Below are 13,204 nucleotides of genomic sequence, written 5' to 3' on the forward strand. Positions count from 1 at the left end.
GCCATCGCGAGCAACCATCCTGAAACCGCTTGTGCCCACCAGCGTGACCGTCAGGTGGTGCGTGGCGGCGCAGTAGGGAAGCTTCATGGTGCCCGCAAGCGGGGGCGCCATGTTGGCATTTCCGCCGTAGGCATCGGACCAAAGGCCGGGGACCGTGCAGGCGGCCACCGCGGCCGAGGGCCTGCACAAGAGCCCTAGTGCCGCCAGTGACAGGGCGAGGCTGGAGGATCCTCCGGGAGCGGCCAGCGCCTTCTCGAACGACCCGGTGGACCGGCGCATGGTGGCGCGCCAAGGACGGCAAGACATCGGCTGCTCCCTGATGGGGATGATCGGAGGTGCGGCGCACCGGAAGATCGACGGGCCGACGACGCCTGGCATCAGGTGCCACCGTGCGTTGCGCCGCCCTCTAGACGCGTACTTGTGAGGTCATTCCTATCGCCCACTCCGGTCAACGGCAAGCATGCGGAATCTCCTCAAGTCTGCGGGTCTGCCCCCCCGCTCACGCCCCCGTCGAGCGAACGCCCCTGCCTCCCGGCAGGCCCGGCAGGGACCGCTGCGCGGCCCCTCGGTCGCTCAGCGTGCCGGCGCGCTCGCGCGCAGGCTCAGGTGCACCGGCAGCATGATGGGCGCCAGACGCTCGCCTTCCAGCATCTTCAGCAGGGCCTCGACCAGCTCGGCGCCGGCCTTGGAGACGGGCTGGTGAACGCTGGACAGCGGCGGGTCGCTGTAGGCCGCGAGGGCCATGTCGTCATAGCCGATGACGGCCACCTCGTCGGGCACGCGGCGCCCCTGCGCACGCAGCACCTGCAGGGACTGCAGGGCCAGCAGGTCGCTGCAGGCGACCACGGCGTCGACCTCCGGGTGGGTCGCGAAGAAGTCCTGCATCTGCTCGCGGGCCATGCTGACCTCGAACGGCGCGGGCAGCTCGAGCGCGGGCTCGGGCTGCAGGCCGGCGGCCCGCAGGGCCTGCCAGTAGCCTTCCCGGCGGTGCATGACCTCGGGCAGGTCAGCATCTCCGAGGAAGGCGATGCGACGGCGCCCCAGCGACAGCATGTGCTCCGTGGCCAGGCGCCCGCCCAGCACGTTGTCGCCGCCGACGCTGCAGTAGAGCTGCTGCGGCAGCTGCGCGCCCCAGACCACCACCGGCAGCTTGCGGGCCGCGAGCTCGTTGAGCTGGTCGTGGTGGCGCCACTGGCCGATGATCAGCAGCCCCGCGGCCTTGCCGGAATCGACGGCATGCGAGGCCTGATCCAGGTGCTCGGCGTCCACGCGCTGGAGCAGCATGTCGTAGCCGCGGTCCGTCAGTGCGTCGGCGATCGCACCCACGATGGACAGGAAAAACGGGTCGGAAATGTGCTGCCGGGAGCCCGCGTCATAGGGCACGACCACGGCAATGGTCCGGTTCTTCTGCAGGCGCAGGTTCTGGGCGCTGAGGTTGATCGAGTAGTTCAGCGAGCGGGCCAGGTCGGCCACGCGCTGCCGCGTCTCGGCATTCACCAGCGTGCTGCCGTTCAGCGCACGGGACACGGTGGACACGGACACACCCGCGAGGCGCGCAATGTCGGCCATCTGCAGGCGGCGCTGTTCCGCGCGCGGGATTTGCTTCTCTTCACTCATGGGCGCAAGCATACTGCGCCCGGGCGCGCCAGCCCGCAACTCCCCCCAGTCACGGGCCTCGCAGCCGGCTTCGGCATCCAGAAGAGTGGTCCATTCGTGAAGTCTTGACCAATATCAAGCTTGCGACCTCCCCCCTCTCCCGCCGCCGCCTCCGCGCGCAGGTATGAAAAAAGGCGGCCCGGGGGCCGCCTTTGCGGATCGAGGGGAGTCCCCTCGGGTCATGCAGGTCAGTCGCGGGCGTAGATGTCCACGTCCTTGGTCTCGCGCACGAACAGCATGCCGATCACGAAGCTCATGGCGGCCACGCCGATCGGGTACCAGAGGCCGTGATAGATGTTGCCGTTCTGCGCCACCATCGCGAAGGTGATCGAAGGCAGCAGACCGCCGAACCAGCCGTTGCCGATGTGGTACGGCAGGCTCATCGAGGTGTAGCGGATGCGGGTCGGGAACATTTCCACCAGCATGGCGGCGATCGGGCCGTAGACCATGGTGACGTAGATCACCAGCACGGTCAGGATGGCGACGACCAGCGGCTTGTTCACCTTGGCCGGATCGGCCTTGGCGGGGTAGCCGGCGGACTTCAGGGCGTCAGCCAGTTCCTTCTTGAAGGCGGCGATGCCCTTGGTGCTGGCCTCGTCGAACTTGTGCTCGGTCGCCTTGGTGGCGTTTAGCGAGTTCACGACCGTCTCGCCGATCTTGACCTGGGCGACCGTGCCGGCGGGACCGGGAATGGTCTCGTAGCTGGCGGCCGACTGGGCCAGGGCGCGCTTGGCGATGTCGCAGGAGCTGGTGAAGTCCACTTCACGCGCCACCGGGCTGCCCTGGAAGGAGCAGGTGGCCGGGTCGACGGTCAGCGTGATCTGGGCCGTGGCCTGGGCCTTGGCGAGATCCGGGTTGGCGGCTTCCGTCAGCGCCTTGAACAGCGGGAAGTAGGTCACGATGGCCAGCAGCAGGCCCGCCATGATGATGGGCTTGCGGCCGATCTTGTCGGACAGCGTGCCGAACACCACGAAGAACGGGGTGCCGATGATCAGCGACACGGCGACCAGGATGTTGGCCGTGGCCGAGTCCACCTTCAGCACGCTGGTCAGGAAGAACAGCGCGTAGAACTGGCCCGAGTACCACACCACGCCCTGGCCGGCCACGAGGCCGAACAGCGCCAGCAGCACGATCTTCAGGTTCTTCCACTGGCCGAAGGACTCGGACAGCGGGGCCTTGGACGTCTTGCCCTCGGCCTTCATCTTCTGGAAGGCAGGCGATTCATTCATCGACAGTCGGATCCACACGCTGATGGCCAGCAGCAGGATCGACACGATGAACGGCACGCGCCAGCCCCACTCGGCGAAGGCGGTCTCGCCGATGGCGGTACGGGTGCCCAGGATCACCATCAGCGACAGGAACAGGCCCAGCGTCGCGGTGGTCTGGATCCAGGAGGTGTAGGCACCGCGGCGGCCCTGCGGCGCGTGCTCGGCCACGTAGGTGGCGGCGCCACCGTACTCACCGCCGAGCGCCAGCCCCTGCAGCATCCGCAGGCCGATCAGGATGACCGGTGCGGCTGCGCCGATGTGCGCATAGCTGGGCAGCACGCCGACGATGAAGGTCGACAGGCCCATGATCAGGATGGTGACCAGGAAGGTGTACTTGCGGCCGATCATGTCGCCCAGTCGCCCGAACACCAGGGCGCCGAAGGGGCGCACGATGAAGCCGGCGGCGAAGGCCAGCAGCGAGGCGATGAAGGCCGCGGACGGGTCCAGGCCCGAGAAGAACTGCTTGGCAATGATGGCTGCCAGCGAACCGTAGAGGTAGAAGTCGTACCACTCGAACACCGTGCCGAGTGAAGAGGCGAAGATGACCTTCTTCTCTTCAGCCGTCATCGGCGTGCTGGTCGACACTGCGGAAGCAGTCGCCATGTTTTGTCTCCTGGATCTTTCGTCTGAGGTTCACCACCCCGGTGAGCCTTGGGGCGACTGTGATCCCTTCCTCTGACCTCGATCTGACGCGAGCCTGAACGTTCGCTGACGAAACCCGTTGGAACCCGGAGGAGAAATTTCACATGGAGAAATTGGCGACGGACGCTCGGGAAAGCCCGGGGAGCGCGTCAGGCGCTCCGGGGAACGAGGGTCAGGTCTTGCCCGGCCGCGCGCCGACGCGTTGCGGCGCTCAGCTGCCGGGACGCGCCTGGCCGATGGGCAGGCGGGCGGCGTCCGCCCAGTCCGGCCCCTGGAACCACGGGTCCCCCCGCAGATAGGCCGCCAGCAGCGCGAGGCCGTCCAGCCCCCAGAAGAGCTGCCCGTCCACCACTACCGTCGGCACCCCGAAGAGCCCGGCCGCGACCGCGTCGTCGGTGGCCTGGCGCAAGCGCTGCTTGACGACCTCGGCGGTCGGGTCGAGCGCGGGCGCCAGGTGCGTCTGCAGGGCCTGCAGGCGCTGCGGGTCCAGCGGATCCCCGCCGCCTTCCCAGACATGACGGAACACCTGCTCCACCGCCCAGCGCGAGGGCGTCATCCCCTCGGGCGCCGTCGCCCAGCACAGGCGCAGCAGCGGCAGCGGGTTGAAGGGATGGTGCCGCGGCAGCTGCAGCGGCAGACCCAGGCGGTGCGCCTCCCACAGCACCTGGCGGTAGGTCCAGTCGCGCTTGGCCGGGATCTCGGCGGGACCCTTGTGCCCGTGTGCCTTGAGGAAGCCGGCGAACAGCACCGGCACATAGTCCACAGTCACCCCCAGACCGGCGAGCGCCTCGGGCAGGCGCGCGAAGGCCAGGGCCGCATAGGGCGAGATGGGGTCGAAGTAGAAGCGCAGGTGACGCATGCCGGACTCCTCGGGCGTGATCGTGCCGGGCCGGGCGGGTCAGACGCTCGGTTCGGCAGCCGTGAAGATGCCCTGCTCCACCAGCGCCAGGCGGCGCTCGGGCAGGCGGGCCAGGATCTCCAGGCGCGTGGCATCGTCGGCCTTGGACCAGACGGTGATCTCCGGCACCGTGCGGGCGCAGCCCTCGCACCAGCCCGTCGGCTGGTGGATGCGGCAGACGTTGGTGCACGGCGAAGCCACGCGGGGCGGCGGCGGCGGGGTCAGGGGCAGCGTGCTCATGCCGACACCTCCTGCACCACCTCGATCACCGGTGCGCCGGTGAGGGCCTGCAGCTCCTGCGGCGTCATCGGGAAGACGCCGTTCGGGTGGCCGGCGGCGGCCCAGATGCGGTCGAAGCGCATCAGCGAGGCATCGATGAACAGCGAAGGCAGCGGCTGACCTTCCGTGGGCGCAAAGCCCAGCGGAGACACGCCGCCAATGGAAAAGCCGGTGCGGGACTTGACGAAATCGGCGTCAGCGCGACCCAGGGGGCCGGTGTGCGCCTGCAGCTTCTTCTCGTCGACCCGGCGGTCGCCCGCGGCGATCACGAGCACGGCCCGGTCGTCGGCCCGGCGGCGGAACACCACGCTCTTGGCGATCTGGCCGAGGCTCACGCCCAGGGCGTCCGCCGCTTCCTGGGCGGTGCGGGCGGCGACGTCCAGCCAGCGGGGGGGATGCGCATGCGACAGGCGCTGCAGCGCGTCGCGCACGCGCTCGAAACCTTCATGCGAGGGGGCGGCCGGCGCGTCGGCCGCCAGGGGAGTCGGAAGATCACTCATGGCTGCATTGTCTCAGCAGCCGGGAACCGCCGCGCCCGCCGGGTGATGAAGGGGGGCGCCATGGCGATGTCGCGAACGCGCCCCGCCGCCCGGCAGCGGGTGAGCCTCAGTCGCGACGGTCCCGACGCGGGGCGTAGCGGTCGCCGTCGCGGTCCCAGCCGCGGCCGCGATCGTCGCGGTCCCAGCCGCGGTCCCGGTCATGGCCGTGCCCGTGCCCGTGGCCGTGGTGGCGCTCCCAGCCGCGATGCTCATGCCAGTCCCGCACCCAGCGGTCCTCGATGAACAGCACCGGCTGGCCGCAGGCGCGGTAGCTGCCGCAGTAGCGGCCCCAGTCCCGCACATGGTGCGGCGGTGCGTAGAGATAGATGGGCGCGGTCGCACGGTACACCCGGCGCGGACGCTCGATCCACACGGGCTCGGCGTAGACCACATCGGGGCGGTACTGCGGGCCGATGTCGATGCGGCCGTAGACACCGGGCTGGACGACGCTCAGGGAGATGCCGACGTCAGCGGCACGCGCCGACGGCGCCAGCATCAGCGTGACAGGGAGAAGCGCAAGGGCGCAAAGACGGGCGATCTGCATAGGTGCCTCCAGTGTAGGGACCCAACGCCCGAGGAGACCGCTCGGAGGACAGCGGCTGACAAGCGCTTACATGCCTTGCAAGACGCCAACAGGACCCGGGCTCACGCCTGGACCAGCTTGACCAGCACCTGCTGCTGCCAGTTCATCAGCAGGAGGGTGCGGTCCTCCAGGTGCCAGCGCTGGACGTCGCCCAGCGTTTCGATCAGCCGGCGCTCCTGCGACATCCCCTGGGGGCAGGCCATCATCGTCGTGACCACGCGCTTGAAGGTCAGCCGGGCGCCGTCGACCGCGAAGCTGCCCATCAGCCGGTTGCAGCCGCCGCTGCCGCTGAGGCGCATGTGCGACGGATCCAGGATCAGATGCGGCGCCCGCTGCCCGCCCGCGGCCGGCCCGAGCGGCGCACCCAGCAGCTCCTGCACCCGCCAGCGCACACCGAAGAGCCCCTGCTGCGCCGCCTGCTGCGCGCCGGCCGGCACCGAGGCCGCCTCGCGCGGGGCTGATGCGGACTCGGCGGCCGGACGCTCCGCGGCCGTGCCGGCCAGGGCCGTGGCCATCAGGCCCGCGGCGATCAGGCCCCGCGCGGGCCACGCGCCGAAGACGCGGATCGACCGGCGATGGCAGCGAACGGAAGCAGGGGTGGGCAGGCGCATCAGCGCATGTTAGCGGCCCTTCGGCATCGCGCGCGGCGCAGTCGCAGGTGCGATCTGGTGGCTGCGCAGGCCAGCCACCAAAGTGATGCCGGGAACCCCCTACCTTGCGAGTTCTTACAGCTTGACCCTCTTTGAAACGACCACCTAATCTGCTGCGGCAAACGACATGCCTGGTCCCCGTGTTGCCCGGTCACCGGTCCTCGTCTGCAGGGTGATGCCGCGCGAGAAGCGCCGCAGGCCCTCCTCTCGAAACGTCCAGGCAATGAGGTTCCGCCCATGAACAGCCCTCGCCAGGGTCCCGCCGCCAGCACAACGACTCCCCCGGGCGCTGCCGCCCTCAAATCCCCTGCCGCCCAGCCTCTGCAACTGGCCCGCATCCTGCACGACGAACTCTGCCAGCTCCTCTCCCTCGGCCTGGTCCACCTGGCCCAGGCCCGCCGCGAGCAGCCCGACACCGACCCCCTGCGCAAGGCCGAGCTGCGCGTGCTGGACGCCCTGCAGTCCTGCCGCCGGCTGATCGAGCAGGTGCGCAGCCCGGCATCGCCCCTCTCCACGGCCGGCTTCGCCGACCTGGCCGCGGGACTGCACCTCAGCGTGCAGGACCTCGCGGACCAGCACCAGCAGCAGCTGGGCTTCAGCGCCCTGGGGCACACGGAGCAGCTGCCGCCCGGCACGGTGCAGACCCTGCTCGCCGCCAGCCGCGGCCTGCTGATCAACGCCTGCCAGCATGGCCGCCCCTCGTCGGCGCGGCTTCGACTGGTGGGCGGCCACCGCCAGCTGCGCATCAGCGTGACCAATGCGGCGCCGCCAGGGGCCCTCCCTGCCGACACCCCCGAACGACGCCTCGCAGGCGGCCGCGGCCTGAGCCTCGTGCGCGAGCAGCTGTCCACCATCGACGCCCAGCTGTTCTGGCAACGCCAGAGCGACCGCGTCCACGCCGCCATCCTCTGGCCCGCTCCCAGGAGTGCCGCATGAAGTCCATCCGCCTGGTGATCGCCGATGACCACAAGCTGGTCCGCGAGGGCCTGGTCGCCCTGCTCGAACGGGAGGCCGACATCTGCGTGCTCGCCGAGGCGCGGGACGGCATGGAGCTGATGCGACACTGCCGCGAGCTCGCGCCCGACGTCGCCCTGGTGGACCTGTGCATGCCCGGTCTCAACGGCATCGAGGCCATCCAGCACATGCGCAAGGAGGACTGGGGGCCGCGCTGCATCGCGCTGTCCGTGCAGGCCGACGCCGCGCAGGTGCGCCAGGTGCTCGATGCCGGCGCGCGCGGCTACCTGCTCAAGCACAACTCCTACGAGGAGCTGGCACGCGGCGTGCGCAACGTCATGATGGGCCAGGTCTTCGTCAGCGGCGAGCTGATGGGCGCCCTGCTGCAGCCGCAGCTCACGCCCCCGCGTGACAGCCATCGCCTGACGCCGCGCGAGCGGCAGATGGTGCAGCTGCTCTCCGAGGGCTACAGCGCCCAGGAGATCGCCGACCAGCTCCACCTGAGCGCCAAGACGGTCGCGACGCACCGCGAGAACGTCTTCGCCAAGCTGCAGATCCACGGCATCGCGGAGCTGACGCGCTTCGCCCTGCGCGAGGGCATCAGCAGTCTGGACGTCCACCGCAGCCGCCACTGATCCGCGCCCCGCCCCGATCAGGCAAGACCTGACCCCCACAGAGTTCGCGGAAGCTTGCATCGCCCCCGCCGGCCCCGTCGCCGCCGGGGGCGATGTCGTTCACGCAGCGCGCCGCGTCGTGGGGCCGTTCTCCGCTCCGGGCCGAGGGCCCTCAGCATTTGACCTAGATGATTTCCGCGCCGTGCCGATGGCGGCCGCGCCGGGCGGGACCTAGTCTTGCATCCTGCCCTCGCGCTCCGCCATGATCGACGCCGCCCTCACCCAGATCACCAGCCAGCTGAATGTGCACCTGCGCCATCGCTTCCAGGTGAACGAGGACCTGGCCGTGCTGTCGAACCTGCTCGAGCAGAACGGCACGCTCGTGCCGCTCATCGCCAACAAGCTGGTGCTCTTCCTCGTGGGCGTCGAGCAGGACGCCTACGCGCATCGCGCGATCGGCATGGGCATGAACGCCCAGGGCCAGCTGCGCGGCGCCGAGCCGGTCTACCTGAACCTGCTCATGATGTGCGCCGCCAACTTCAGCGGCAGCAACTATCCGGAGGCGCTGAAGTTCCTCTCCGGCGCCATCCACTTCTTCCACGAGCGGCCCGTGCTGGACCACCAGAACACCCCGGAGCTGGATGCGCGGCTGGACAAGCTCGTGCTGAACATCGAGAACCTCAGCAGCGCCGAGATGCACAGCCTGTGGGGCATCCACAGCGGTCGCTACCTGCCCTCGGTGCTCTACCGCATCCGCATGGTCAGCATCAGCGGGCAGCAGGTCCTGGGCCGCGAGACGCCGATCTCGCAGGTCGATCCGCGGTCCCTGCGGGGGTTGTCATGAACCCGCGCCTGATGAGCTGGCAGGCCCTGCTGGTGCTGCGCCTGCGCCACGGCTTCTTCGCCGAGGGGCGCCCGCAGCGCCTGCGCCTGCGGGCCTCGCCCGAGACCGCCGCCTTCGTGGCCCGCCACCAGCTCGTGGAACGCTGCGACGGCACCGAGCTGTGGCTGCACGCGCCCGCGGACCGCCTGGACCTGCTGTGGTCGGAACGCCTGCAGGCCGAGGGCCGGCCGCGGCGGCTGCAGTGGCAGCTGGAATCCGCGGACCCGGACTACCTGCTCTACACCGACCGTCGCGCCCCGCGCACGCTGGAGGCGCCGCTGATCGATGCCGCCGTCGGCACGCTGCAGGAGCTGCCCGGCCGCGCACCGCAGGAGCTCGCCATCGAGCTACGGCCGCGACTGTGCACCTGGAAGTACCTGTTCCTCGGCGCCTGGGATGCCGAGGCGCCCACGCTGGAGATGGCCGGCCAGCCCGCGGCCTTCCGCCGTGACGAGGACGAGCGGCTCCCGGACGGCCGCACGGCCTGGGTCTTTCGCTCGCGCCGGCGCTGGCCGATGGGCGCGCTGGGCCCGCAGCACCTGGTTTTGAAGGACCTCGCAGGACGCCGCGAACGCATCCTGCAGGCCCGCCTGCCCCTGGCCGCCCCGCGCGGCCTGATCCTCGAGAAGCGCCATGGTCGCACGCGGCCAGTGAGCGAGATCTTTGTTCACCCCTAGGAGAGCCCTATGGCCGTTATGAAGACGCCAGGCGTTTACATCGTCGAGAAGAACGCCTTCCCCAACTCCGTGGTCGAGGTCGCGACCGCGGTCCCGGCCTTCGTCGGCCACACGGAGTTCGCGGACAACCGCAACAAGCCGCTGGCCCTGACGCCCTGGCGCATCAGCTCCATGGCCGAGTACCACCAGTTCTTCGGCGGACCGCCCAAGCCCGTCTTCAAGCTCGAGGAGACCGCCGACCAGCCGGACTTCATGGCCCAGACCGTGGTGGACGACCCGTCCAGCAAGAAGGGCTACCGGATGACGCAGCTGGACGGCCCGGACGGCGGCAGCTACACGCTCTACCAGGCGCTGCGCCACTTCTACCAGAACGGCGGCGGGCCCTGCTACATCGTCTCGGTGGGCACCTACAAGCAGGAGCTCGATCCCGACCGCTTCAAGCTGGGCATCGACGAGCTGCTGAAGGAGCAGGAGCCCACCATGCTGCTGGTGCCCGAGGCCGTGAAGCTCAAGGAAGAGCAGTGCACGGACCTGCAGCAGGCCATGCTGCAGCACTGCGGCAACCGCATGCGCAACCGCATCGCCATCCTGGACGTCTACAACGGCCACAAGGCCCTGAATGACGACAACCCGGTCGGCAAGTTCCGCGACAACCTGGGCATCAACTTCCTGGACTTCGCGGCGGCCTACTACCCGTGGCTGAACACCACGGTCGTCGGCGAGAAGGACCTGAGCTTCGAGAACGTCTCCACGGACAGCATCGACCTGCTCAAGTCCCTGATCCGCGCCGAGCTGCGCATTGCGAGCCCGCTGCCGGACGGCGTGAGCGCCCAGACCCGCGCGCTGAACGACGCCATCGACGAGATCAACGGCGACTTCGCCAAGCTGGTCACCGACGAGGCGGCCAAGCGCCCCAACGCCAAGCCGCTGACGCCCGACGAGATGGAGGCCGGCATCCTCGCCCGCAAGGCCCTGCTGAACAAGACCCTGAGCCGCCACAGCTCGGTCTTCAACACCGTGCTGGCCGAGTCCCGCCGCCACCTCAACGTCATGCCGCCCAGCAGCGCGATGGCCGGCATCTACACCATGGTGGACAACACCCGCGGTGTCTGGAAGGCCCCGGCCAACGTGAGCCTGGCCGGCGTCACGTCGCCCACCGTCAGCATCTCCGCCGAGCAGCAGGAAGACCTGAACGTGACGGCCCAGGGCAAGTCCATCAACGCGATCCGCAGCTTCATCGGCGAGGGCGTGCTGGTCTGGGGCGCCCGCACCCTGGACGGCAACAGCCTGGACTGGCGCTACATCAACGTGCGGCGCACGATGATCATGCTGGAGGAGTCCTGCCGCCTGGCCGCCAAGGCCCTCGTCTTCGAGCCGAACGTGGCGAACACCTGGGTGACCGTCAAGAGCATGATCAGCAACTTCCTCACGAGCGTGTGGAAGCGCGGCGGCCTGATGGGGGCCGTGCCCGAGGACGCGTTCAGCGTCCACGTGGGCCTGGGCGAGACCATGACGCCCGACGACGTGCTCGAGGGCATCCTGCGCGTCACCGTGCTGGTGGCCATGGTGCGCCCCGCCGAGTTCATCGAGATCACCTTCCAGCAGCAGATGCCCAAGTCCTGAACGGGACGGCATTCGACTGGCCGCAGGGCGGTGCGCTAGCCCCCCTGCCCCCAAGGCAACAAGCAACGGAGCAAAGAAATGGCTGATGACGGTTCCAAGCAATCCACCAATGTGTGGCCCTTGCCCAAGTTCTATTTCCAGGTGAAGTGGGATTCCGCCGTGCTGTCCTTCGAGGAAATCTCGGGGCTGGACGTGGAGGCCCAGCCGATCGAGTACCGGCATGGCGACAGCCCCGTCTTCTCGGCGATCAAGATGCCGGGCCTCAAGAAGTACGGCAACGTGACCATGAAGAAGGGCGTGTTCAAGTCGGACAACAAGTTCTGGGAATGGTTCAACCAGATCAAGATGAACACCATCAAGCGCGTGCCGGTCACGATCAGCCTGCTGGACGAGGAAGGCAAGCCCACGATGGTGTGGACGCTCACCAATGCCTGGCCCAGCAAGATCACCGGCACGGACCTCAAGTCCGAGGGCAACGAAGTGGCCGTCGAGACGATCGAGATCGTCCACGAGGGCCTCACGATCGCCAACGCCTGAGGTCACGATGGCTGAGAAGCTCCCCGCCTGGATGCGTTCGGTCGCCGCCTTCGCGGCGCCCACGCCGCCGGCCGAGATGCCGGTGGCCTTCGCCTTCCGCGTCTCGCTCCTGCGCATGCCCGGCCAGCCCAATCCGGTCACGGCGTCGTTCCAGGAGGTGTCCGGCCTCGAGCACAGCCTCAACACCGAGGACGTGCCCGAGGGCGGGGAGAACCGCTTCGTCCACCAGCTGCCCACGCAGCCCAAGCCGCGCCGGCTGCAGCTCAAGCGCGGCCTGGTGCAGCGCGACGGCAGCTTCGTCGGCTGGTGCCGGCGTCATCTGCAGGGCGGCCTGGGTGACCCGCTGCAGCTCATCGACGTCCAGGTGCAGCTGATCGATGCCGATCGCCGCCCGCTGATGGTCTGGGCCTGCAACAACGCCTACCCCGTCCGCTGGAGCGTCAACGGCTTCGAGTCCCAACGCAACGAGGTGGCCATCGAGGAAGTCGAGCTGGTCTACCAGACGCTGGTGAGCCCGTCATGAGCCTGGAAGTCCGACAGCTGGTGCTCAAGGCGACCGTGGCCGATGGCGCCGACGAGGAGGCCGCGAACGACCGGCCGGGCGCGTCCGGCTCGGCATCGGACGACCGCGCCACGCCGGCGCTCGACCCCGAGCAGCTCAAGCAGGAGATCCTCGCCGCCTGCCGCCAGTGGTTCCAGGACGCCCTGCGCCAGCAGCGCGAGCGCTGATCATGAGCAAGCTGCCCCTCACCATCACGCAGCTGGTGCCCAACAGCAACCCGCCGCAGCCCGACAAGAGCAAGCGCTTCAAGGTGCAGATCAACCCGTCGGAGTTCAGCCAGACGCGGCGGATCCGCTACAACCGCCAGCGCACGCAGGGCCAGAACAGCAACCCGATGCGCTTCAGCGCCATCGACCCGGGCACGATCACCTTCAGCCTGGTGCTGGACGGCACCGGCGCCGTGGGCGGCGACGGCCCGCCGGTGGAGGTCGTGACGCAGCTCGAGCAGCTCAGCCGCATCGTCTACAACTACGACAGCAGCGCCCACGAGCCGCACCACGTGCAGGTCGGTTGGGGCACGCTGATTTTCAATGGGCGGCTGCAGTCCTTCACGACGCAGTACACCCTCTTCAAGCCGAGCGGCGCCCCGCTGCGCGCGCGCTGCGAGCTGAGCTTCGTCGGCTTCGCGAGCAACACGCAGGGCAACCTCGAGGCCAACCGCTCCTCGCCCGACCTCAGCCACGCCGTCGAGGTCGTCGAAGGGGACACCCTGCCCCTGCTGTGCCTGCGCATCTACGGCGACGCCCGCTACTACCCCGAGGTGGCTGCCTTCAACGGCCTGCGGGAGTTCCGCCGCCTGCCGCCCGGCCTGCGCCTGCATTTCCCGCCGCTGAGCTGAC

General features: G+C 69.2%; 16 protein-coding genes. 9 read left to right on the forward strand and 7 right to left on the reverse strand.

The features are described 5' to 3' along the window. Window positions 1–573: 573 nt before the first annotated feature. The 7 genes from QRD43_RS20165 to QRD43_RS20195 form a co-directional block, all read right to left on the reverse strand. Window positions 574–1,617 carry a LacI family DNA-binding transcriptional regulator gene (locus QRD43_RS20165; RefSeq protein WP_285984300.1) on the reverse strand — a complete coding sequence of 348 codons (1,044 nt, stop codon included), beginning with the start codon at window positions 1,615–1,617 and terminating at the stop codon, window positions 574–576. A gap of 227 nt (window positions 1,618–1,844) precedes the next feature. After that, window positions 1,845–3,527, reverse strand: coding sequence for an MFS transporter (locus QRD43_RS20170; RefSeq protein WP_285984301.1), 1,683 nt, complete (start codon window positions 3,525–3,527; stop codon window positions 1,845–1,847). A gap of 250 nt (window positions 3,528–3,777) precedes the next feature. After that, on the reverse strand, window positions 3,778–4,425 hold the full coding sequence (locus QRD43_RS20175) for a 2-hydroxychromene-2-carboxylate isomerase (RefSeq protein ID WP_285984302.1): 648 nt from the start codon (window positions 4,423–4,425) through the stop codon (window positions 3,778–3,780). Between the two features lie 39 nt (window positions 4,426–4,464). Beyond that, window positions 4,465–4,704: a DUF1289 domain-containing protein gene (locus QRD43_RS20180; RefSeq protein ID WP_285984303.1), complete on the reverse strand. Its 240-nt coding sequence runs from the start codon at window positions 4,702–4,704 to the stop codon at window positions 4,465–4,467. Then, the gene (locus tag QRD43_RS20185; RefSeq protein ID WP_285984304.1) at window positions 4,701–5,243 is read right to left on the reverse strand and encodes a YbaK/EbsC family protein; all 543 of its coding nucleotides are present in this window, start codon (window positions 5,241–5,243) and stop codon (window positions 4,701–4,703) included. Before QRD43_RS20185 ends, QRD43_RS20180 begins: the two co-directional genes overlap by 4 nt. A gap of 106 nt (window positions 5,244–5,349) precedes the next feature. Continuing rightward, window positions 5,350–5,826 carry a hypothetical protein gene (locus QRD43_RS20190; protein ID WP_285984305.1) on the reverse strand — a complete coding sequence of 159 codons (477 nt, stop codon included), beginning with the start codon at window positions 5,824–5,826 and terminating at the stop codon, window positions 5,350–5,352. Between the two features lie 101 nt (window positions 5,827–5,927). After that, a complete protein-coding gene (locus QRD43_RS20195; protein WP_285984306.1) occupies window positions 5,928–6,476 on the reverse strand; it encodes an META domain-containing protein in 549 nt (182 codons plus the stop codon). 276 nt (window positions 6,477–6,752) lie between these two features. On the opposite strand from QRD43_RS20195, the gene QRD43_RS20200 reads away from it, so the two are divergent. From QRD43_RS20200 to QRD43_RS20240, 9 genes are all read left to right on the forward strand, one after another. Beyond that, window positions 6,753–7,451, forward strand: coding sequence for a sensor histidine kinase (locus tag QRD43_RS20200; RefSeq protein ID WP_285984307.1), 699 nt, complete (start codon window positions 6,753–6,755; stop codon window positions 7,449–7,451). Further along, entirely contained in the window at window positions 7,448–8,104 is a 657-nt protein-coding gene (locus tag QRD43_RS20205; protein WP_285984308.1) for a response regulator, read from the forward strand. The genes QRD43_RS20200 and QRD43_RS20205 overlap by 4 nt, the downstream gene beginning before the upstream one ends. Before the next feature lie 241 nt (window positions 8,105–8,345). Then, window positions 8,346–8,927, forward strand: a complete 582-nt coding sequence (locus QRD43_RS20210; protein WP_285984309.1) for a Pvc16 family protein — start codon at window positions 8,346–8,348, stop codon at window positions 8,925–8,927. After that, window positions 8,924–9,643, forward strand: coding sequence for a hypothetical protein (locus QRD43_RS20215; RefSeq protein ID WP_285984310.1), 720 nt, complete (start codon window positions 8,924–8,926; stop codon window positions 9,641–9,643). The genes QRD43_RS20210 and QRD43_RS20215 overlap by 4 nt, the downstream gene beginning before the upstream one ends. Before the next feature lie 9 nt (window positions 9,644–9,652). Next, complete coding sequence (locus tag QRD43_RS20220; protein WP_285984311.1) at window positions 9,653–11,266, forward strand: phage tail sheath family protein; 1,614 nt, start codon at window positions 9,653–9,655, stop codon at window positions 11,264–11,266. 78 nt (window positions 11,267–11,344) lie between these two features. Further along, window positions 11,345–11,803 (forward strand): phage tail protein, encoded by a 459-nt coding sequence (locus tag QRD43_RS20225; RefSeq protein WP_269633486.1) that lies wholly within the window; start codon window positions 11,345–11,347, stop codon window positions 11,801–11,803. A gap of 7 nt (window positions 11,804–11,810) precedes the next feature. Further along, entirely contained in the window at window positions 11,811–12,326 is a 516-nt protein-coding gene (locus tag QRD43_RS20230) for a phage tail protein (RefSeq protein WP_285984312.1), read from the forward strand. Beyond that, window positions 12,323–12,532, forward strand: coding sequence for a DUF5908 family protein (locus QRD43_RS20235; RefSeq protein WP_285984313.1), 210 nt, complete (start codon window positions 12,323–12,325; stop codon window positions 12,530–12,532). Before QRD43_RS20230 ends, QRD43_RS20235 begins: the two co-directional genes overlap by 4 nt. 2 nt (window positions 12,533–12,534) lie before the next feature. Then, complete coding sequence (locus QRD43_RS20240; RefSeq protein WP_285984314.1) at window positions 12,535–13,203, forward strand: CIS tube protein; 669 nt, start codon at window positions 12,535–12,537, stop codon at window positions 13,201–13,203. The last annotated feature ends 1 nt before the right edge of the window (window position 13,204 follow it).

It is taken from the genome of Roseateles subflavus (assembly GCF_030285365.1).
In the GTDB taxonomy this organism is placed as follows: Bacteria; Pseudomonadota; Gammaproteobacteria; order Burkholderiales; family Burkholderiaceae_C; genus Roseateles_B; species Roseateles_B subflavus.